We start from the raw sequence: 20,644 nt of genomic DNA on the forward strand, positions 1-20,644 counted from the left end.
CACCGCTTTCCCCCATGAAGCTCCGCCGCCGCTTCCTCACCCTCGCGCTCGCTTCCCTCGGTCTGCTCGCCGGCCTGCGGGCCGACGAACCCGCCGCCACCGCAGCACCCGCCAGTCCACCGGCTTTCAGCGCCGGCACCAAGCTCATCTACAAGTTGAGCAACGGCGGCACGATGCTCGTGGCCATCGACGCCTTCCCCGCGCGCACCGGCCCGGTGAAGTTCCGCTATCTGTTCTCCGATCTCGGCCCCCTCGGCACCATCACGATGACGAAGGAGGCCCTCGAATCCGCCACCGCGCTCCACAATAACTTCGATCGCGGCGATTTCACGCTCACCGACAAGACTTCCGTCTGGCTCTCGCAAAAAATCTTCGCCGCCGCCAAAGCCGGCCAACCCGTCGAGCTCGACCTCGGCGAGGACGGCAAGGTCGTCTTCAAGATCGATCCGGAGGGCGCGGGATTTTTCCCGCTGTCCTTCGATCACGAACGCACGCCCGATCTCGGCGGCGCGGTCGAGACCATCCTGCTCAAATCCGAGGACGGCGAAAAATCCATCCGCGTGAAGAACGACGCCGACGCGCCCATCATCGTCGACATGGATACCGGCAGCTTCCGTGTCCGCCTCTCGCTGCACCTTTGATCGCCGTTCCGATGCGCCGCGCGCTCGCCGTCTTCCTCACCGCCACTTCGCTCCTCGCCATTGCCCACGGCGAGGATGAGCTGCGCGCGCTGCATTTCAGCGGCGAGCCGATCGGCTCCGAGTATCCGCTCGCCCAAGGCATCGCCAGCGATGCGGTCGAACTGCTCGCCACCGACAAGTCCATCCGCCCGCCCGATGCCGAGGCCTCCGCCCTCCGCCAAGGCCAGCTCGTCCGCGCCTACGCCGAGGCGGTCCGCACCGAAGATTCGACCGACGCCGACCTCGCCGCTCAATCGCAGGCCCGGCGCGCGCTCATCCTCGCGCGCTTCGGCGCGGTGAACTTCGCCGCCGAGCTCGCCAACGACGCCCTGCCCCACGCCGCCGTGCGTGGCGAAGTCGCCCTCGCCCGCGCGTGGATGCTCTGGCACGCCGGCAACCTCGAAGCCGCGGACCAAGAGGCGGCGCACGCCACCGGCGCGCCCGCTTGGGCGCTCGCCGAGTGGCAGTCGCATCGCACGAAATTCGCACCGGCACTCGCGAAATTCCTCGCCGCAAAGGAGCCGGAAGACCCCTGCTCCACCGATTTCCTCGCCTACGCCGAACTCGCCGCCACCGCCCACGCCTACTACCGCGCCGACGGCCTCTATTTTCGCGCCGTCAGCAACCTCCAGCAGCAGCTCGCCGCCGAGAAGGATTTCCCGCCCGCCCAACTCCAGCGCGCCCGCCGCGGCTTCCGCGATCTTGTCCGTGCCATTCTCGGCGACGCCGCCCGCGAGCCCGGCGCCGGCCGCCTCGCGAGCATGCTCCTCGCCACCGCACGCGAAGTCTGCGCCACGCCGGCCCCGCGCGCCGATTGGGAAATCTATCTCGCGCTCGTGCACGAGATTCGCGCCACGCAACCGAGTTTCGATTTCGCCTTCCACGATCTCCACGGCGACCTCGCCCGCGCCGAAAAAGAGGCCGGCCTCGACCTGTCATGGCGCGAGAAGCTGAAGCCACTCCTCACCGATCCGCGCCTGCGCCTCGCCTCGCGCCTGCACCAGACGCTCGCACGGCTCGAGGCTCACCCCGGTGCCACACTCCTCGCCGAGCCGCTGGAAACCGAATTCACCGCCGAGCAACTCGCCACGCTGCGATCCTACTCCGCGCTCCTCGACACCGAGGAATCGGTGCTCGAACAGCTCTTCAAATCGCTTCCCACAGGTGCTCCCGCCGTGCCGCGTGAGGCCGAGTTCGTCGCCGCCGCCGCCAAGCTCCGCTACCGCCGCGCACTGCTCGACCGCGATTTCGACGCCGCGCGCGAACAGCTCGCGAAGCTCGAGCAATTCGCCGACGCCGACCCGTCCCTCTCGCTCGACGCCTATCGCGCCCGCATCACGACGCTCGAGCAAGGTCCTTTCCTCACCGCCTACGCGCAGCTCCTGCGTTATCCGGCAACCGACGTGCCCGAGAAGCACCTCGAGGCGGCGCTCGCCACCGCACGCGACATCGAGGCCCTGCTCACGGCGCGTCACGGCGACGGTTATCTATCCAAGCCCGATCTTCCCGCCGCCGACATCGCCCTCGTCCAGCGCCTGCACCACCTCCACCTCATCGTCGCCCTCAGCACGGGTAGCAGCATCTTCGCCGCCGAGCGCGCGCTCGCCGACCTGCGCCGCTGGTGCGACCCGCAGAAGCATCCCGCCTTCGAACCGTTGCCGCGCGCGATCGCGGCCGTCGCCGACCTGCCCGCGCAGGACGAGTCCTTCAAGCCCGAGGAGAAAAAGATGTGGGACCTCCTCGTCACCGGCAAGGGCGACCCCGCCTACCCCGAACGCCTCCGCCAGCTCATGCGCGATGATCCCGATCGCTGGACGCCCCACATGCTGCTCCCGGTGGCCTACTGGCGCATCGACCGCGACGACCTCGCCCTCGAATCCATCGCCGAGACCCGCCAGCGCGTTCGCGTCAACAAAGCCTCGCTCGCGGTCCTCGACACCCTGGTCAACAACAACGACACCGTTCTCTATCTCCGCCGCATCGTCTCCGAGCTTCAGAAAGCTCCCGCGGCCGATCGCGCCGCCAAGGCCGCCGAGGTCATCAAGTCCGCGAACGTCGTCGTCACGGGCCTCTCGCACGCCTACTGCGCCGATCAGCCGATCGCATTCGCGAAACTCACCGCCCCCGCCCAGCGCATCTACGCTTTCAGCCTCGCCGCCTTCGTCCATGCGCGCCTGGCCCAGCAGCAACTGCGTGAGGCCATCGGCATCTTCCGCGTTCTCGAACTGCTCCATCACGCCGAGGCTCTCGACTTCGTCCGCCCTTCCCTCGCGGGCTACGCCTTGACCAACGACCTCCCCGACGAGGCCGCGCGCGCCTCATTCCGCGCCTTGCTCGGCAACACGCCGATGTCCGTCGATCAACTCAAGGGCACCCTCGCCCAGATGGCCAAATACGCCGACGCCGGCTCGCTCACCGCCGAGCTTTCCGCCGTCCTCGTGCCCTACCGCGCCCGCGACTTCCGGCGCGCCCGCGAGAATTTCGCCAAGCTCCAGCGCACCTACGGCGTCGTCCAATCGTTCGCCGCGCAACTCGCCGTCATCGACGACCTCCTCGTCACCACCGGCGAGGAATTCACCATCGATTTCTCCGAGAGCACCACGTCCCTCGTCTCACGCCGCGACCAGATCCAGCTCCAAGCTTCCAACTACAGCAGCTCGAACTACGCCGCCCTCGCCGACGCCTACCAAAACAACCTCTACACACCCCAGCGCCGCCACCTCGAGGATCTCTGCCGGGACATCGACGCCCTCAACGCGCAAATCTCCACCATCGAAGCCCGCAACCGCGCCAAACAAGACGCGGACCGCCGCCACGACGACACCATCCGCGAAAAAAACTACGCCCGCCTGCGTCGCCTCATGGCGCTATGAGTGTCCGCTCCGTCCCACCGTCTCTCTCCCCGCCCATGCGTCTCGCCTCCCTCGCCTTTCTCGCCGCCACCTCACTCACGGCGCACGCCGTCACCTTCCCGGACCAACCCGATCCCGCCTACGCCGACGGCACCAAGTTCGCCGCGGAGGAACTCGCCCTCGCCCTCCGCGCCAAGAACCTTGAAGACGCCGGCAAAGTCGCCGAGTCCGTCAAAGCCTACGACGACTTCCGCGAGCGACTCGCCGCCGAGATGGCCGCGCGACTCGCGCACAACGCCGACCTCAGCCTCGCCACCATCAACCCCTGGTTGCCCGAACCGGCGCGCCATCAGGCCCAGCTCGAAATCGAAAACTCGATCCCCGAGCTTCACTCGCTCTCCCTGCGCCTCGGCACGCAATATTCCCTCCAGTCCTCGTTGATCGAAAAACTCGGCAAGACTCCCTCCGACGAAGTCGCCGCGCGCACCAGCGGCTACGAATTCCTGCGCAACATCCAGACCGCGCTCAACCTCGTCGCCCTGGCCCAGCCCGCGGACTACCGCGCCCGTCGCGCCGTCGCGCTGGCACTTCGCGCCGACACACTCGCCGAAAAGCCCCTCGCATCCGCCATCGCCACCGCCCGCGCCCTGCCGCCTCCTGCCGATGCAGTGGCCAAGTTCGCCGCCGGCCTCGCCCAAGCGCGCGAACATCTCACCTCGCTCACCGCCGACACTCTCGCACTCGATGCCGTTTGCTCCGAACTGATCGTCTCCGATCCCGCCCGCGCCGCGTATTGGATCCAGCGCGCCCACGTCCGCCTCGCCCGCGGCTGGCGTCGCGGTGCCGTGGCCGACTTCCTCGTCGCCGCCGCCCTTGCGCCGCAGGACGACGGCCTCGCCGCGCTCCGCACGGCCATCCAAGCCGCGCCCGAATACCCCGCTTCCATCTGGCAGGAATACGTCGGTCTCGAGGCCGGGAAACGCATCATCGCGGTCCACACGCTGGAAAAACTGGGCCGCCAGACGCCCGGCCCGCTCGCCGAGCCCTTCGAACGCCACGCCCGCGCTGCACTGCGCAACCGCGCCCGCCGCCTCTACGCGTGCAGCTTCATCGGCGACGCCGCCCCGCGCACCGCCTCCCTCCAATGGGTGCAAACCCACCACGTCCTGAACTCCGCGATGTTCCCCGTGCTGTCGCCGGAGATCGGCGCGGCCTTCGGACCGGAACTGCAAGCCGCCGGCCAGAACGTTTCCGCCGTCCTCGCCGTCCACGATCGCTTCGCGCCGCTCTTCGCCACGGCCGAACCCTTCTGGCGCGCGCACGTCGATTTGTTCCTGCGCCTGCAACAACCGGTCGCCGCCGCCGCCGCGATCGAGATCGCCACCGCCATTGCTCCGCAGGCGGATTGGCTGCCGCTCGCCCGCCAACATCTCGCGACGCTGTCCGCGGCCGCGAAGTGATCCGCCCGATGCTGCGCACTCCGTTCCAGATCGTCCTCGGCACGCACGACACCACACCCGTGCCCGCCGCCGCCCGCGCCCACGGCTTCACGCAGCGCTTCGCCCTCGTGCAATCGACGCACGCTTCCGCCGTGGCCGACATGGTGATCGACTCCGTCGCATTGCTCGCACTCATCCGCGTGCTCGACGCACATTGCGCGACCCCCGGCTCGCTCTTCTGGGACCGACCGGGCCGCCGCCGGCAACGCGTCGAGCTCGACGCCCTCGCCGCCTATTACCGCGACACGGCGCCGGAGAACCACGACCCGCTCACCGCCGGCGAATGGCGCCGCGGCGGCCGTCTGGTCGCGCTGTTGCACACCGAAACATGGTGCAATGTCGGCGGCCCGGCGCCGTATCACGATTCCCTCACCTACTCCTTCTACAGCGCCACCGACCTGAGCGGACTGTTGTTCGACGGACTTCGTCGCGCGGACTTGGCGCCCACCTCGGTCATCACTACGACTTCCGCTCCGCCGCGACGCTCCCGGCTGGCTCTGAAGGACACCCTCTTCCTGACCTCGCTGGCCGGCCTGTCACTCGCGTCGCTCCTGTTCTTGGGCATGCAACTGCTCGATCCGACCTCTCGCGCTGAGACTTCGCTGGATGTCGCAGGACCGTGGATCGCCGGTCCGCTCGTCTTGGCCTTCGTCTACGTCACCGCCTATTTGATCGCGCGTCGAGGCCGGCATCCTTTCACCCCATGAGCCGCTTCGCTTTCTATCAGGAAGTCCGCGTCGCGCGGCCTTCGGCCGAGAACGCCGCTTTCGCCGACCACATCGGTGCGATCATCGGCGCCACCGCGGGCGACGACGCTCCGATCGGCTACGCGCTGGCGCTGCCCGGTCACGATCAGGTGCTCCTGTGCCTCGAGTCCGAACTCGAACCCACGGGCCGCCAGTTCCGCCGTGAGGATTTCTACGACGACTCGCGGCGCATTCGCATCCGCGTGGACGAACGCGGGCGCGGACACCCGCTCGGTTGAGTTTCACCCGTGGGTGCGACGAAGCACCCGTCATCCTCGACGGTCCGCAGCGCAGCGCGCCCACGCCAACGCCGGCGTTTCCCGCCTACCGGCCGCATCGACGCCATCGCGGAGAAATTTCCCCGCGATGGCATGGTTGACTCCCTGTTTCGCGCATTGGTGGGAGCGCCTCAGCCAATTCCGGCGACCGCGCGATTACCCCCCCATGTCCCAGTTCACCTACTCCACGCCCGCGGACATCCATGACTTCCCCGTCGGGTCGCCCCAGGATCTCGCGCTCCGCGCGCAGTGGAACACCAACCTCACCGGCTTCACCGCCCAAGCCATCCTCGGCGATCCGTGGAACCTGCTCTACTCCGCCAACCAGAATTCCTACTTCGACACCGCCGCCGTATCCATTCCGTCCGGCACGCCCGCGGTCATCATCAACTGGAACGTCTTCCCCAACCGCCTCGCCCAATACCTCGGCACCGAGTCCTCGCCCGCCAATCCCTACAACTACTCCGAGCCGCAACTCCTCGCGCTCGCCGATCAAGTCGGCTCCGCCGCCGTGCCCGTGCCCGCGTTCCAGCCGATTCCCACGAATCTCTGCCCGCAGGCCGACTGGTCCGGCCCGCAGCACACCTACGGTCCCTACGGCCCGCGCGGCTGGCTCGACGAGTATTGCGAGTGGAGCGTCGCGCGCGACCCCGCCACCGGCAAGATCCGCCGCATCGATTTCACCTGCGAGAATCCCGAGTATTGGAACACGCTCTGGATGATCGACCCGAACCGCGTCGTGGAGCTCTACAACTCCACGCTGAACTGGGACGTCCCGCGCGGCTACGAGATCACGATCACCCTCGACGACCTCTCCCTCAAGGACCCCGTCACCGGCCGGACCGTCATCGATCCCTCCACCGGTCGCCCCGTCTACAACCCGCTGAACAAATACAACTCGGGCCCGGTCGCCACGCGCCCCGTTTATCCCGCCACCAACCCGCTCTCCTACTCCGGCGGCGCGATGCATCTCACCTCGACGCCCAACACCCTGCAAACCGAGATGCAGCTCGCCGGCGGCGCCACCGTCCTGCGCCAGTGCGGCAACAGCAACACCCAGCAACTCATCTGCTGCGCCCAATACGGCCAAGCCTACCGCAACAGCGACCCGCACATCGGCCAGGTCGTCAACCAAGCCGTCAGCACCTCCGCCGTCGCCGCCCTCGCCAACCCGTCCGGGCTCTACATCCAGGTCCCCGACCTCTCCGGCTTCAGTCTGCCGCCCGATCCCAACTTGCCCAAAGGCGCCTCGGCGCAGGACTGCTGGCAGATCGTCCGCGGCGCCCAGACCCTCATCGATCCGATCACCGGCCTGCCCTACGGCCTGACCAAAAACGCCAACGGCCAGCTCGTCGGCCAAGGCGGCAACTTCGTCCTGCACGCCGTGTTTCAGATTCCCTCCGCGTGGATCGCCGCCGGCGTGAAATTCACCGTCGGCGACATCCGCGATCCCTTCGGCAACCCGATCCAATGGGGCGGCCAGATCGCCCAACAAATGGACATGGGCCTCTGGGCCCGCGCCATCCCGGCCCAAGTCGCACCCTTGCCGAACCCCTGCGTGATCCCACCACCCGCCGGCGTGAGCACGACGCCCGACGCCCCGTCCGCACCGAACTACGCGCAACCGCTCCAACTCTTCCACCAAGCCGTCTGGCAGGCGCTCTATCACACGTCGGTCCCCAACCCGATGAACAGCCCGATCTCGCTCGCCAGCAACTCCACGCTCATCGCGCCGCTCGTCGCGCGCGGCGCGCAGAACGTCCCCTTGGTGCTCGTCTGCGCCGCCACGCTCAACCCGCTGCCGCAGGTTTCGTTCGGCACCGGCGTGACCGTGCAAGCCGTGCAATCGCTCGGCGACGTGAGCTACGCCATCCCGGGCAACTCCTATCCCAGCTCCAATCAGGCCCTGCTCGTCACCGTCTCCGTCGCCGCCGACGCCGCCCCCGGCCTGCGCGGCTGCACGCTCACCAATTCCGGCGACCCCACGCAACCCGCCATGCCCGGTCTCCTCAACGTCGTCGCCCACATCTCCTGATCTTCCTCGTCCTGCTCAGCTCCTCTCGTCCATGCACTCTATTTCCCTTCTTTCCCGCGCGCACCGCCTCGCCATCGCGCTCGCACTCGTCACCGCCTCCCTCGTCACGCTCCGCGCCGCCGCACCCACGTGGGACGGCACTCCCGTCGTCGAGCCGATCCTGCCCGCCGACGTGCAGTTGCCCGTCAGCCAGGCAAATTTCAACAACCTCGCCTGGCAGCAATTCATCGCCCTCAACTGGACCGCCGACCCGCACCACCCGGGACAACCCAACCTCGCCGTCCCGCCCTCGAAGTTCGGCGCACAGGGTGACACGTCGCCCACCGTGTGGGAATCGTTCAAGGAATCCTCCGAAGTCTTCCGGCCCGACGGTCGCGCGCCCGCCCCTTGGGATGCGAAGCGCATGCTGCCCGCGAAATTCCCCGCGACAGCCCACGCCCTGAGCGCGACGTCCCCGCTCGGCGTCAAAGGTCTCTTCGCCCTCTCCAAGTTCGATGGCGCGCACGTCCAGCGCATCGTCGGCCTCGACGGCATCCACCAAGCCGACGGCCACTGGCTCGTCTCCCAATCCGGCTACCTCGCGCTCTACGAGAAGCGGCTCAACGAGGACGAGTTCAACTACATCGTCCAAAACAAACTCTACGACGCGACCATCCAGGAAACCTTCGCCCAAACCACCGGCATCAATCTCCCCGACGGCACGTCGGCCTTCGCCACCTGCGGCACGATCGGCGCGATCGAGATCAAGGCCGCCTGGATTCAGCTCGACGACCCGAAGCTCTGGCCGCTGTTCAAAATCTCGAAAGCCTGGGTCAGTTACCCCGCCGGCGCCAAAGGGTCCGGCAGCCCCAAGCTCGTGACCGTCGGCCTCGTCGGTCTCCACATCATCCACAAGACCGCGAACGCCCAGCAGTTCGTCTGGACCACCTTCGAACACGTCAACAACGCCCCCAGCGTCGCCGACATCCGCCAGCAAACGCTCAAGGCGTGGTATACGTTCTACAACCCCAAGGTCACGACGCCCCCCAACGTGCCGCCGCCCTCGACCCCGACGCCCGACTACACCACGCCGGTCCAAGTCGTGCGCTCGATCCCGATCAGCTCGTCCACCGCCAACAACATCGCCGCGCTCAACCAAAGCGTCTGGTCGACCATCGCCGCCGCGAATCCCCAGTCGGTCTTCCTCAACTACGAACTCGTGAACGTCCTCTGGCCGACCAACAACTCGCCCACCGGCGGTCCCGGCGCACAGGTCCCGCTCACCGCCGGCAACCCGAATCCTCCGATCACGCAGCAGCCGGTCGCCAACACCACGCTCGAGACCTACAAGCAACAGCTCACCTGCCTCACCTGCCACGTCGGCGCCACCACCGCGCTGCCCGATAACTCCTCCCTCGCCTCCGACTACTCGTTCCTGTTCGACGATGCCGGTTCGCCGGCCGGCCGCAATCCGAGCCCCGCCCCCGCGCCGAAACACTGACCCGCCGCACCCGCGAGCAGAAGCCGACCGGCGACCGCGCGGACAACTTCGCCAAGGGATGCGACCACCGTCGTATCCCTTTTTCTTTGGAACCGCACTGGGCCCCGTTCCTCCTGGAAAACGCCGTTGGAGCCACGGATTTCACGGAGGCCACGGATCAGCCAGGCGCGGGTGAATTTCCACCGCTCACTCAGCCGGTGAACGCCTCCGCCGTTACGGTCTTCGCGCGAACTCATTCATCCGTGCTATCCGTGGCTGGTTTGGTCTGCGCCTTTTAGGTTCATTTCGCCCAACGCGTAAAACTCTCGCGGCGCCACCCGCCGCGCTCGAGCGCTTCGCCGCAATTCGCCGGCCAGCCGTCGCGGCTGCCGCCATGCGTCCATCGCCAGAACAGTCGCTCACGCTCCGCCCGCAAATAGCCCGCGCTCGGGGCTTCGCCGCGCAACGCCTTCGACGCGTTGCGCGCGAAGCTGAACCACTCCCACCACGAGCCGCCCGCGTCGGCGATTCGGTGTCCCTTCGTCGGCGACCATTCGAGTGCGGCAAGCTCGTCGCCGAGATGCACGCGTTCCACGCGCAGCCAGGAAAGGAAATTCGCCAGCCCCGTCACGTTGCGCGTGCGCACGCATTCGACCGCGTGCACCACCGGATCGCCCGCGAGCATCGCCTCCTCGCCGCGATCCTCGCGCCGCTGCCACCAACCGCAGACGAAGCCCGGCTCGCGTTCCAACTTCGCGAGCAGCTCCGCCGGCGTCCGCTCCGCGGCCCGCAGCTTGAGCGCGTCGCCATTCCACACCGCCGCATCGTCCCAGCCCGTGCCGGCCAACTCCTTCCGATCCACCGCCGCGCGCGCCGCCACGTCGCCGAACACCGCCACCACGCAGCCCTCAAATTCCTCGCCGGCCAACGCAGCCTCGGAATCCGTCGCATCGCCCGGCTCCGCGCCGTAGGGCGCCACTTCGATGCCGCACGTCGCGAGCGCGTCCATCACGCGCTCCGTCCACATCGCTGCGCGTCCATGAAACTCCGCCGCCGCCGCATCGCCCCACCGTGGACCCGCGGCGCGATCCGCCGCCTCGCACGCCGCGTCGCACGCCGCGTCGAACTCCGCCATCAGCGCCGCGCCCTCCGCCGCGAGCTCCACTGGCAGCGCGACGCCGTCAAACGACACCGCCGCGCACCATTTCGCCCGCGCCTCCGCATCGTCCGCCCACAGACAGACACCTGCGCCACACTCGAAACTCACGCGAATCCGCATGCCGCAATCGTGTCCCACGCCACCGCGCCGTGAAGCCCCGAAGCCTCCCGTCGCCTACGCATTCCTGCGTAAGCGACGATGTGCCACCCGCCTCGCCGTCGCCGCGTAGGCCGCGAGCTCGCTCGCGCCAGGAACCCCGAAGCGCGCAAACCAGCTCGCTCCGCGCTCGCCGCTACCCGCGCCGCGCCACCTCGCCCACCAAGGTGAACTCCTCGCGGTCGTGATACAGGTGGCGAATCCTCAGACCCGTCGCGTGCTCGGCCAACACGCCGCCGGGCGCGCGCACCGTGCGCAGCAGCGCCAGCGGATCCGTGCGGCCGAACTTGAAGATGATCACGAAACGCCGGCACCAGCCGCGCTGCAGCCACGGCGCGATGAGATTCTCCAGCACGTGGTGCGGCTCCTCGACGAGATCGCAAAACATCCAGTCGAACACCTCGCCCGCCGCCGGCGCATACTTGAACGCGTCCTCGCGCCGATGCTCGATCAGTGGATTGTCCAGCGCACCGCCCTTGAGCGGGCCGTTGTCGATCGCCACGACGCGCGCCCCGCGCTTGGCCGCGCTGTAACTCCACCCCCCCGGCGCCGCACCGAGGTCGCACACCGTCTCACCCGCCGCCGGCTCGCGGCCGAGCACCGCGTAGGCTTCCTCGACCTTCAAGTAGGAGCGCGACGGCGCGAGCGGATCGTCGGCCATGCGCTGCTGCCCGCCGCGCCACGCCTCGCGCCCGGCGAAGATGCGCCCGAAATCCGCAAAGAACACGAACAACCCGCGCACCTTGCCGCTGCCACGCGGCATGTCGGGCGCAGCGAGCTTCGCGATGCGCCGCAGTTTTTTCTCCAGCGCCTCGTGAAACGCCTTCTCCACGCCCGCCGCGCGCCGGCCGAGTCCGGGGATTTCCGCCGCCTCGCGGAACACGCACGGCCACGCCGCATCGATGCGCTCGCCGCGCAGGCTCTCGAGAAAGTAATCCGCGAGCTGTTGCGCGAGGGCGTTGACCGACTCGCCGCGGATTTCGCGCGGCGCGAGCAGCGTCAGGTGCGGAAAGCACAGCTCGTCGATCGACTGCGGCACGGCGTCGCCGGGCAGCGGTTCCGCGCCGGCCCAGCCCGGACCCGTCTCCACCACGGTCAGGCCGTCCGCCTGCAACTCGCGGGCGAGCAGCGCTTCGAAGCCGTGTTGTCCGAGGAAAAGCATCGCGCGCAGTTTCCGTCATACCCGGGACGAGGCGACGAAAATCTCGCCTTCGCCGCCGCCGCGCGTTCACTCGTCCTTCCCATGCGCCCGCAAACTTCCGATCTCCGCATCCGCACGGCGCGACCGCTGCTGTCGCCCGCGATCCTCGAGGAGGATCTGCCGTTGAGCGAGGCGGGCGCGGCGCTGGTGCATCGCGCGCGCCGCGAGATCGGCGACATCCTCGCCGGACGCGACGACCGCCTCGTCGTCGTCGTCGGCCCGTGCTCGATCCACGACCCCGCCGCGGCGCTCGACTACGCGAAGCAGCTCAAGCCCCTCGCCGACCGTTTCGCGCGCGACCTGCTCGTGGTGATGCGCGTCTACTTTGAGAAACCCCGCACCGTCGTCGGCTGGAAAGGCCTGATCAACGACCCCGACCTCGACGGCAGTTTCATGGTCAACAAAGGCCTGCGCCTCGCGCGCAAGCTCCTCCTCGACGTGAACGCCGCGGGCCTGCCCATCGGCACCGAGTTCCTCGACACCACGCTCGGCCAATACTACGCCGACCTCGTCTCGTGGGCCGCGATCGGCGCGCGCACGACCGAGAGCCAGATCCACCGCGAGCTCGCATCCGGCCTTTCGATGCCCGTCGGCTTCAAGAACCGCACCGACGGCGATCTTCAGGTCGCGGTCGACGCGATCGTCTCGGCCAGTCACCCGCACTGCTTCCCCTCCCTCACCCGCGAAGGTGCCCCGGCCGTGCTCGCCACCGCGGGCAATCCCGAAGGCCACCTCGTCCTCCGCGGCGGCAGCCGCACCGGCCCGAATTTCTCCGCCGAACACATCGCGCAGTCCGTCGCGCTGTTGAAGAAGACCAGTGCACTGCCGGTCGTGCTCGTCGATCTCAGCCACGGCAACAGTGGCAAACAACACGACCGCCAGGTCGCCGTCGCCGCCAACGTCGCCGGCCAGATCGCCGGCGGCAGCCGCGCGATCATCGGCGTGATGATCGAGAGCAATCTCGTCGCCGGCGCGCAGAAGCACGAAGCCGGCAAGCCGCTCACCTACGGCCAGAGCATCACCGACGCCTGCCTCGGTTTCGACGAAACGGTGCCGCTGCTCGAGCAGTTGGCCGCCGCGGTCGGGCAACGCCGAGCGCACAGCTGAACCGGCGCCTTTCCGATTGCGCGAACCGGTCGCGCACGCACAGTGCGCCCGTGGCCGACCATCGCGAGTCCTCCGCCGAGCATCCGCAGCAGCGCGCGGATCGTTTCGCGCGCATTCGCCGCGTGAAACAGATGCTGCGCTTCATGCCGCGACGGGCCGTCATGCACAAATACCCGCTCGTCGGCCGCTTCGCCGAGCTTGCCCGCCAACGCGCCTACCTCTGGTCGCTGAAACCGCAGCATATGCGCCCCGCACTCTACGCCGGCTCGATTCTCTCGCTGCTGCCGGTGATGGGCGTGCAGTTGCCGCTCGCCTTGCTGCTCTCGGTTCTGCTGCGGGCAAACTTCATGGTGCTCGGCGGACTGCAGTTTCTCACCAACCCGTTTACCGCCGCGCCGATCTACTACGCCACGCACCAAATCGGCGCCTACGTCATCCGTCACGCCGGATTCGGCGAATCGCCCGCCGCAGCCGATCCCCAGGAAATCGTGCTGCCGCTGAACGAGCCGTTCGATCCCGCCCATGTCGACACAGCGCCGAAAGCCGCTGCGCCAGCACGACCGGCGATGGGACCTTCGCGCATCCGTCGTATCGGCACTGCCATCAACGCCATGATCATCGGCGGAGTGCTGAGCGGCGCGGCGCTCGGCCTCGTGCTCGACATCCTCTACCGCAATTACTGGCAGAGTCACACGGCGCACCGCGACCACGCGCCGCCCCGACGCCGGAGGCATTGACCCCGGCGCGGGAATTTCCCCGCCGCGGGCGTTTCTCCTCGCCACACTTCCGCGCGCTTCGCACAAAAACGGGCACATGTCCCGCCGGTCACCCGCGCTGTTTCTTCTCGGCTTCGCCCTCGCGTTCGCCGCGCTCGTCGTCGCGCCAGGTTGCGCATCGAAGTCCGACAAGAAACCCACCCCGCCCACCGCGCCTACGCCGCCCGCCCCGCGCCCGACTCCCCCGCTGGAAAAACTGCCGCCCGTCATGCTCGGCATCGACGTGCTCGAAGCGGACGGCTTCAAGGCGATCGCCGGCAAGAAAATCGGCCTGCTCACCCACGCCGCCGGCGTGAATCGCCGCGGCGAGCCGACTTGGAGCGTCCTGCGCCGCGCCCCGCAAGCGAAACTCGTCACCCTCTTCGCCCCCGAGCACGGCCTCGACGGCAAGATCAGCGCCTCGGTCAATTTCGCCGACTCGGTCCACGCCCCCACCGGCCTTCCGGTCTACTCGGTCCACGGCAAGACGCGGAAGCCGACCAAGGCCATGCTCAAGGGCCTCGACGCCGTCGTGATCGACCTGCAGGACATCGGCTCGCGCTCCTACACCTTCGCCAGCGCGATGCTCACGATGATGGCCGCGTGTTTCGAAAACAACGTCGAGGTCATCGTGCTCGACCGGCCGAATCCGCTCGGCGGCCTCAAGGTCGAAGGCCCGCCGCTCGACGCCGAATTCAAGAGCTACGTCGGCGCGTTCCGCACGCCCTACGTGCACGGCCTCACCCTCGGGGAACTCGCGCGCATGGCGAAGGATTTGCCGCGCCTGCTCTACATCCCGAACATCATCGACACACCCGAGGCCGCGCGCGAGAAGGGCCGGCTCACGGTCATCCCGATGCGCGGCTGGACGCGCGCGATGCGCTGGCCCGACACCGGCCTGCGCTGGATTCCCACTTCGCCGTTGGTGCCGAGCTACGAGGCGGCCGTCGGCTACGCGATGATCGGACTCGGCACCCAGGACAGCGGCTGGACGTCCGGCATCGGCAAGGACTACCCGTTCCGCGGCATTCATTTTCCCAAGAAGACGCCCGACGAGATCATCCGCGCGATGGACGCCTACAAGATCCCCGGCGTGAAATTCCTCAAAATGAACGGCGTCTCGCGCGAGGGCAAAGTCGTGCCCGGCGTCTACGTCGAGGTCGTCGACTGGGAGAAATGGCGCCCGACCGAAGTCTCGTTCTACATGCAGAAACAGGCCGCGCTGTGGTCGAAGCTGAATCCCTACTCCAGCCTCACCGCGAGCGAGGCGCGGACGTTCAACATCCACGTCGGCTCCGCCGCATGGTATAACGCGATCCGCACCCAGGGCGGCCGCGTCGACGTCTCCCTGTTCACCAAGAACTGGTCGGAGCGCGCCGCGATCTTCCAGCAGACCAGCCGCAAATACTGGCTCTACCCGTAAGGCCGCACCGTCGGCCGCGCGCGCGTTTGCGGGATTGCGCGCCATCGGTGCAGCCGCATGCTCCGCCGCGCCCCGCCATGAAACTGCCCCTGCCCGCCTCCCTCCGCGCGCTCGTGCTCGCGTGCGTCCTGCCCGCTGCCGCATGCGCGCAAATCACGTTCACCTTCGACTACGCCACGAGCGAAGGCGCGACGACCGGCTTCAACGACGCCACGCTCGGCGCCACACGCAAGGCCGCACTGGAGTCCGCCGCGAGCACGCTGGCCGGCTACTTCACCGGCTACCCCGCGCGCACCGTGACGATTCGCATCGAGGCCTCGCAGACCGACGGCACCGGTTTCCTCGCCAGCGCGGGCAGCCTGTATTTCACCACCGCCAACACATTCCAGCCCGGCCTGGTGGCCTCGATGATCCAAAACGGCACCAACTTCGGCCAACCCTACCTCGGCACCGTGCAATGGGATTTCGGCTACAACTGGAGCTACGGCGACACCGTCGCCGGCGGCACCTACGACTTCAAGGCCGTCGCCATGCACGAGCTGACCCACGCCCTCGGTTTCGCGTCGGTCATCACGGCGACCGGCACGAGCCAGTTCGACAACAACACCTGGACCACGTTCGACCAGTTTCTCACCGACGCCGCGGGCAACGCGCTGATCAATCCAACCACCAAAGCCTACGCCGGCGGCACCATTCTCACCGATCTCGCAGGCAGCGACGTCTATTTCTCCGGCGCCAACGCCATGGCGGCGAACGGCGGCCAGCGCGTGCACATCTACTCACCCGCCGCCTACCTGGCGGGCAGCAGCCTTAGCCACCTCGATACGGATTACTACACGTCCTACGCCTACCTCATGGAACACGCCGTGTCGTCCGGCTTGGCCACGCGCACGCTCTCGGCCATCGAACTCGGCATCCTGACCGATCTGGGCTACAGCGTCACGGCCGTCCCGGAGCCGGCCACCTACGCGATCGCGGCTGGCGCGCTGGCCTTGCTGCTCGCGTGGCGCCGCCGTCGCGCGACGGCCTGAGCAGCCTTCCGGGTTGCGCGGACGGGGCGTTTGCGATTTCTACGCCGCATGCTCCGCTTACCCCGTTCGATCTTCCGCGGCGCCGCGCTGGCGCTCGCGTTTGCCGGTGCCGTTCTCGCGCTGCGCGCCGCCGCTCCGGTCTTCGATCCGGTCGCTGAAACCGAAAAAATCATGGCGCAGCTGCCCGCGGAGGCGCGGGCGAAATCCGACGCCTATTTCGAAGGCGGCTACTGGATTCTGCTCTGGGACGTGGTCGTCACGCTCGGCCTCACCGCCCTGCTCTACCGTCTCGGCGTCTACACGAAACTCCGCACGATAGCCGAGGGCGTCACGAAATCCCGCGTCGTGCACGGTGTCGTATTCCTCGTGCTGCTCGTGCTCGTCGGCTGGATCGTGAATCTGCCGTGGGACTACTACACGGGCTTCGTCCGCGAACACCACTACGGGCTCTCGAACCTCAGCGCCGGCGGCTGGCTCAAGGAGCGCGCGACGGCGCTCATCCCCGGACTGATCGTCGCGCTGTTCCTCGGCTCGCTGCTCTACGTCGCGATCCGGCGTTCGCCCGGCCGCTGGTGGATCCGCGCCGCGATCGCGACGCCGTTCTTCATGGTCTTCCTCTTCGCGCTCGCACCGGTCTTCATCAGCCCGCTGTTCAACAAATACACGCCGCTCACCGACGCGAAGGTCCGCGACCCGATCCTCTCGATGGCCCGCGCCAACGGCGTGCCGGTGGACAACGTCTATCAGTTCGACGCCTCGAAGCAGTCCAAGCGCATCAGCGCGAACGTCAGCGGCGCGCTCAACACCATCCGCGTCTCGCTCAACGACAACCTCCTCAACCGCTGCACGCCCGCGCAGGTGCAGGCGGTGATGGGCCACGAGCTCGGCCACTACGTGCTCAACCACGTCTACGAACTCGTCGTCTATTTCAGCCTGCTCGTCGGCGCCGGCTTCTGGTTCGTGAACTCCGCGTTCTGGTGGGTGCAGCGCCGCTGGGGCGAAAAATGGGGCGTGCGCGACATCACCGACTACGCCGGCCTGCCGATCATCATGGCGTGTTTCTCGGTGTTCATGCTGTTCGCCGAACCGGTGAAGAATTCCATCATCCGCTCGAACGAAGTCGAAGCCGACATCTTCGGCCTCAACACCGCGCGCGAGCCCGACGCCTTCGCCCAGACTGCGCTGCAACTTTCCGAATACCGCAAGCTGCACCCCGGCAAATGGGAAGAAATCCTCTTCTTCGACCACCCCAGCGGCTACAATCGCATCCTCATGTCGATGCGCTGGAAGGCCGAGCACTTGGGTGAGTCCGCCGCGCCGACCACCAAGTGACCCGCGTCGCAAGGTAGCCCGCGACCTCCGGGCGCGGGTTGAACATAGGCGTGCTCTCCGCTCGCGGGCGCTTCGCTGGAGGGCACGGCTACCGCCGCGCCGCGACCATCACGTTAGCTGCGCTTCCGAACGGCGCGGCCGTAGCCGCGCCCTCCAGATTTTTTAGGGTGGAGCCGCGACCACTCGCGCGCGTCGCCGCTCACTCCTTCGGCTTGGCCGGGCTGTTTTTCACCGCCCACTGGTCATACTCGGCGCGCGGCATGAATTTCAGCGACGCGCTGTTGATGCAGTAGCGCAAGCCGGTCGGCTTCGGGCCGTCGTCGAACACGTGTCCGAGATGCGAACCGCACACGGCACAATGCGTCTCGGTGCGGATCATGCCCCAGCTCGAATCGGTCTCTTCGGCGACGAACGCCTTTTCCAACGGCTGCCAATAACTCGGCCAGCCGGTGCCGGAGTCGAACTTGTGGCGCGAGTCGAAGAGCGGCGTGTCGCAGCCGACGCAGAAATAGACGCCGTCGGCGTGGTTGTCCCAATACGCGTTGTGAAACGGCTGCTCCGTGCCCTGCTGGCGGGCGACGCGATACTGCTCGGAAGTGAGGCGCGCGCGCCACTCGGCGTCCGTGCGTTGCACCTTCGCCTTGCTCATGTCGATGACGACCTTCGACGGCAGGCCGCACGCGGATTTCGCGTCGCCCGGCGGGCAGTAGGCGGCTTCGGAGGCGGGAGCGTCGGGTTTCGTGGATTTCATGGTCGGAGATTTGGCGGCGAAAACCAGGGAGGCTGCGCCCGCGAGCGCGGCGGCGGCGACAGCGGCGAGGACGGATTTTTTCATCGGCGGAGGGAGGCTAGTCAGGGACGGGTGGGAAGCAAACGCGGCGGAGGCCGCTCTCGTGGGAGCGGACACGCCGCCGTTTATTCCACGCGGCTGCGAATCTTCCCGTCCGCGAACTCCGTCACGATCGGCTGGCCCGCCTGCGTCGCCTTCGCCCGCGAGATCGGCCGCCCGGCCTCGTCGCGCACGAGCGCGAAGCCACGTTTCAACACCGACTGCGGGCTGGCCGATTCCAACCGCTTCCACAGCGCCAGCAAGCGGTGCGATTCGAGCTGCACGCGCCGCTCCGGCGAAGCCGCCGCAAGGCGCGCGCGCGCGTGCGTGAGCTGCTCGCGCCGCTCCTGCGTCGCGTGGCGCAGGGCCGCGCCGAGACGGTTGCCGAGGTCGTCGATCCGCAACTGCCGCTGCTCGATCACCGTCGTCGGGGAGAGCAGGCGCAACCGGCTGCGCGCATGGTCGAGGTGCTGGCGCGCGCGTTCCAGGCGCATCGCCGCGATGTCCTCGATCGCACCGCCGGCGTTGAGCATGCGTTCGACGCACGACAGGTGGCGGCTCGAGATCAGTTCCGCCGCCGCGCTCGGCGTCTCCGCGCGCACGTCGGCCGCGAAATCGCAGAGCGTGTAGTCGATCTCGTGGCCCACCGCCGAGATGATCGGCACCGGCGACGCCGCCACGGCGCGCACGAGCGGTTCCTCGTTGAAGGCCCAGAGGTCCTCGATGCTGCCGCCGCCGCGTCCGATGACGAGCAGGTCGAAAATCCCCAGCTCCGCCGCCGCGCGCAACTGCTCAGCCATCTCGGCCGCTGCGCCCGCGCCCTGCACCTTTGCCGGCAAAATCACGAGCCGCCCGACCCATTCGCGCCGGCGCAGGATGCGGATGAAATCCGCCACCGCCGCGCCCGTCGGCGACGTGATGAAACCCACGCACGCCGCCGCCGTGGGCAGCGCACGTTTCTTTTCCGGAGCGAAAAGCCCCTCGTCCGCCAGCTTGCGTTTCAGTTTTTCGAACTCCTGCTGGAGCCGCCCGACGCCGTGGTCGACCACGGCGCGCACGATGAGCTGGTATTGACCGCGCGCCTCGTAGACGTCGATTTCGCCGTAGACGAGCACCTGCAAACCGTCGCGCAACGCGACCGACTGCCGCGCAGCGTCGCCGCGGAACAGCACGCAGCTCAGCTGCGCCGTGGCATCTTTGAGCGAAAAATACACGTGCCCGCTCGCCTGCGCGCGGAGATTCGAGATCTCGCCGCGCACCCAACCCGCCGGCAGGCCGCCCTTGAGCAGCTCGCGCACGCGCCGCGTGAACTCCGCGACCGATTGCACGCGGCCGGCCTCGTCGTTCAGGGCCAGTTCGTCCGGTTTCACGCCGCCTTTTTGCGCCGCTCGTAGTGCTTGCGCACGAGATGCGTCGCGGTCAGCAGCGCCACCAGCGCGCAAAGCGAGATCAACGCGACCTTGCCCCGACCGTGCAACAAGGCGTCCCCGAAAAGCAGAAACGCGACGTTCAACGGCCACGAAATGATCGCGGAGATGACGAAGTATTTTCCGAACGGCACCTCCGCCAGACCCGCGAGGTAGTTCTGCACGAAAAACGGCACGCCCGGCGTCACGCGCAGCAGGATCACCAGATCGGTCGCGTCGCCGGCCTCGACTTCGGGAAGCTTGTAGCCGAGCCGCGTGACGAGTTTGCCGAGCACCGGCCGAAGCGCGCGGCGCGCGAGGGCGTAGGAAAGGCAGAAGTTCACGGTCACCGCCGCCAACGACAGCAGCACCGTGCCGACGGTGCCGAACTGCGATCCATAGAGCGGCACGGCGGGCAGCGAAAACGCCAGCATCGGCACGCCCGCGAGCGGCAGCAGCGCCATGCCGACGAAGAACGCCACCGGCCCCGCGGAGCGCAGCAACTCGAGCCCGCGGTCGATCAGGCCCTTCACGTCAACGCCGCGTAAAACCAGCAGCGCCACCACGCCGAGCACGGCGACGCCGGCGCCGAGCTTGAAAAGCAACGCGCGATTCTTCGGAGCGGGAGCGGTCGGTTCGGCCATCGTTCCACGATGCGCGGGCCGCTTCCGCGCCGTCAAGGCCGGAGCCTTCTTT

At 68.0% G+C, this 20,644-nt stretch carries 17 protein-coding genes; 12 read left to right on the forward strand and 5 right to left on the reverse strand.

The annotated features are described in order from the left end of the window. The first annotated feature begins 14 nt into the window (after positions 1 to 14). The 7 genes from KF715_09280 (at position 15) to KF715_09310 (ending at position 9,570) form a co-directional block, all read left to right on the forward strand. Entirely contained in the window at positions 15 to 641 is a 627-nt protein-coding gene (locus KF715_09280; GenBank protein MBX3736868.1) for a hypothetical protein, read from the forward strand. Next, entirely contained in the window at positions 638 to 3,553 is a 2,916-nt protein-coding gene (locus KF715_09285) for a hypothetical protein (GenBank protein ID MBX3736869.1), read from the forward strand. The genes KF715_09280 and KF715_09285 overlap by 4 nt, the downstream gene beginning before the upstream one ends. 35 nt (positions 3,554 to 3,588) lie before the next feature. After that, positions 3,589 to 4,992: a hypothetical protein gene (locus KF715_09290; GenBank protein ID MBX3736870.1), complete on the forward strand. Its 1,404-nt coding sequence runs from the start codon at positions 3,589 to 3,591 to the stop codon at positions 4,990 to 4,992. A gap of 8 nt (positions 4,993 to 5,000) precedes the next feature. Beyond that, positions 5,001 to 5,738 carry a hypothetical protein gene (locus KF715_09295; protein ID MBX3736871.1) on the forward strand — a complete coding sequence of 246 codons (738 nt, stop codon included), beginning with the start codon at positions 5,001 to 5,003 and terminating at the stop codon, positions 5,736 to 5,738. Beyond that, complete coding sequence (locus tag KF715_09300; GenBank protein MBX3736872.1) at positions 5,735 to 6,016, forward strand: immunity protein 31; 282 nt, start codon at positions 5,735 to 5,737, stop codon at positions 6,014 to 6,016. The genes KF715_09295 and KF715_09300 overlap by 4 nt, the downstream gene beginning before the upstream one ends. Positions 6,017 to 6,221: 205 nt before the next feature. Continuing rightward, positions 6,222 to 8,090, forward strand: a complete 1,869-nt coding sequence (locus tag KF715_09305) for a hypothetical protein (GenBank protein MBX3736873.1) — start codon at positions 6,222 to 6,224, stop codon at positions 8,088 to 8,090. A 31-nt stretch (positions 8,091 to 8,121) separates the two neighbouring features. Further along, positions 8,122 to 9,570, forward strand: a complete 1,449-nt coding sequence (locus KF715_09310; GenBank protein MBX3736874.1) for a hypothetical protein — start codon at positions 8,122 to 8,124, stop codon at positions 9,568 to 9,570. A gap of 280 nt (positions 9,571 to 9,850) precedes the next feature. On the opposite strand, the gene KF715_09315 is transcribed toward KF715_09310, so the two are convergent. Together KF715_09315 and KF715_09320 are read right to left on the reverse strand one after the other, a co-directional pair. After that, positions 9,851 to 10,816 carry a hypothetical protein gene (locus KF715_09315; protein MBX3736875.1) on the reverse strand — a complete coding sequence of 322 codons (966 nt, stop codon included), beginning with the start codon at positions 10,814 to 10,816 and terminating at the stop codon, positions 9,851 to 9,853. Between the two features lie 184 nt (positions 10,817 to 11,000). After that, entirely contained in the window at positions 11,001 to 12,026 is a 1,026-nt protein-coding gene (locus KF715_09320; protein MBX3736876.1) for an rRNA methyltransferase, read from the reverse strand. An 81-nt stretch (positions 12,027 to 12,107) separates the two neighbouring features. Between KF715_09320 and KF715_09325 the strand changes: the two genes are divergently transcribed. The 5 genes from KF715_09325 (at position 12,108) to KF715_09345 (ending at position 17,713) form a co-directional block, all read left to right on the forward strand. Then, complete coding sequence (locus KF715_09325) at positions 12,108 to 13,172, forward strand: 3-deoxy-7-phosphoheptulonate synthase (GenBank protein ID MBX3736877.1); 1,065 nt, start codon at positions 12,108 to 12,110, stop codon at positions 13,170 to 13,172. Positions 13,173 to 13,222: 50 nt separating this feature from the next. Then, positions 13,223 to 13,909, forward strand: a complete 687-nt coding sequence (locus KF715_09330) for a DUF2062 domain-containing protein (GenBank protein MBX3736878.1) — start codon at positions 13,223 to 13,225, stop codon at positions 13,907 to 13,909. Positions 13,910 to 14,156: 247 nt separating this feature from the next. Then, a complete protein-coding gene (locus tag KF715_09335) occupies positions 14,157 to 15,350 on the forward strand; it encodes a DUF1343 domain-containing protein (protein MBX3736879.1) in 1,194 nt (397 codons plus the stop codon). Positions 15,351 to 15,427: 77 nt separating this feature from the next. Continuing rightward, the gene (locus KF715_09340; GenBank protein MBX3736880.1) at positions 15,428 to 16,381 is read left to right on the forward strand and encodes a PEP-CTERM sorting domain-containing protein; all 954 of its coding nucleotides are present in this window, start codon (positions 15,428 to 15,430) and stop codon (positions 16,379 to 16,381) included. Between the two features lie 48 nt (positions 16,382 to 16,429). Further along, positions 16,430 to 17,713 (forward strand): M48 family metallopeptidase, encoded by a 1,284-nt coding sequence (locus tag KF715_09345; protein MBX3736881.1) that lies wholly within the window; start codon positions 16,430 to 16,432, stop codon positions 17,711 to 17,713. A gap of 199 nt (positions 17,714 to 17,912) precedes the next feature. Here the strand turns inward: KF715_09345 and msrB are convergent, their stop codons facing one another. From msrB to KF715_09360, 3 genes are all read right to left on the reverse strand, one after another. Next, a complete protein-coding gene (gene msrB / locus KF715_09350; protein ID MBX3736882.1) occupies positions 17,913 to 18,548 on the reverse strand; it encodes a peptide-methionine (R)-S-oxide reductase MsrB in 636 nt (211 codons plus the stop codon). 80 nt (positions 18,549 to 18,628) lie between these two features. After that, positions 18,629 to 19,912, reverse strand: coding sequence for an exodeoxyribonuclease VII large subunit (xseA, locus tag KF715_09355; protein MBX3736883.1), 1,284 nt, complete (start codon positions 19,910 to 19,912; stop codon positions 18,629 to 18,631). Further along, on the reverse strand, positions 19,909 to 20,592 hold the full coding sequence (locus KF715_09360; GenBank protein MBX3736884.1) for a TVP38/TMEM64 family protein: 684 nt from the start codon (positions 20,590 to 20,592) through the stop codon (positions 19,909 to 19,911). Before KF715_09360 ends, xseA begins: the two co-directional genes overlap by 4 nt. Positions 20,593 to 20,644: the final 52 nt, after the last annotated feature.

The sequence above is a fragment of the Candidatus Didemnitutus sp. genome (assembly GCA_019634575.1).
In the GTDB taxonomy this organism is placed as follows: domain Bacteria; phylum Verrucomicrobiota; class Verrucomicrobiia; order Opitutales; family Opitutaceae; genus Didemnitutus.

Excerpts from the sequence above, each read along its gene's own strand:
- KF715_09295 (MBX3736871.1), top strand. The coding sequence starts at position 5,001 with ATGCTGCGCACTCCGTTCCAGATCGTCCTCGGCACGCACGACACCACA.
- KF715_09305 (MBX3736873.1), top strand. The coding sequence starts at position 6,222 with ATGTCCCAGTTCACCTACTCCACGCCCGCGGACATCCATGACTTCCCC.
- KF715_09325 (MBX3736877.1), top strand. The coding sequence starts at position 12,108 with ATGCGCCCGCAAACTTCCGATCTCCGCATCCGCACGGCGCGACCGCTG.
- KF715_09335 (MBX3736879.1), top strand. The coding sequence starts at position 14,157 with ATGCTCGGCATCGACGTGCTCGAAGCGGACGGCTTCAAGGCGATCGCC.
- KF715_09320 (MBX3736876.1), bottom strand. The coding sequence starts at position 12,026 with ATGCTTTTCCTCGGACAACACGGCTTCGAAGCGCTGCTCGCCCGCGAG.
- KF715_09310 (MBX3736874.1), top strand. The coding sequence starts at position 8,122 with ATGCACTCTATTTCCCTTCTTTCCCGCGCGCACCGCCTCGCCATCGCG.
- KF715_09360 (MBX3736884.1), bottom strand. The coding sequence starts at position 20,592 with ATGGCCGAACCGACCGCTCCCGCTCCGAAGAATCGCGCGTTGCTTTTC.
- KF715_09290 (MBX3736870.1), top strand. The coding sequence starts at position 3,589 with ATGCGTCTCGCCTCCCTCGCCTTTCTCGCCGCCACCTCACTCACGGCG.
- KF715_09345 (MBX3736881.1), top strand. The coding sequence starts at position 16,430 with ATGCTCCGCTTACCCCGTTCGATCTTCCGCGGCGCCGCGCTGGCGCTC.
- KF715_09340 (MBX3736880.1), top strand. The coding sequence starts at position 15,428 with ATGAAACTGCCCCTGCCCGCCTCCCTCCGCGCGCTCGTGCTCGCGTGC.
- KF715_09280 (MBX3736868.1), top strand. The coding sequence starts at position 15 with ATGAAGCTCCGCCGCCGCTTCCTCACCCTCGCGCTCGCTTCCCTCGGT.
- KF715_09300 (MBX3736872.1), top strand. The coding sequence starts at position 5,735 with ATGAGCCGCTTCGCTTTCTATCAGGAAGTCCGCGTCGCGCGGCCTTCG.
- msrB (MBX3736882.1), bottom strand. The coding sequence starts at position 18,548 with ATGAAAAAATCCGTCCTCGCCGCTGTCGCCGCCGCCGCGCTCGCGGGC.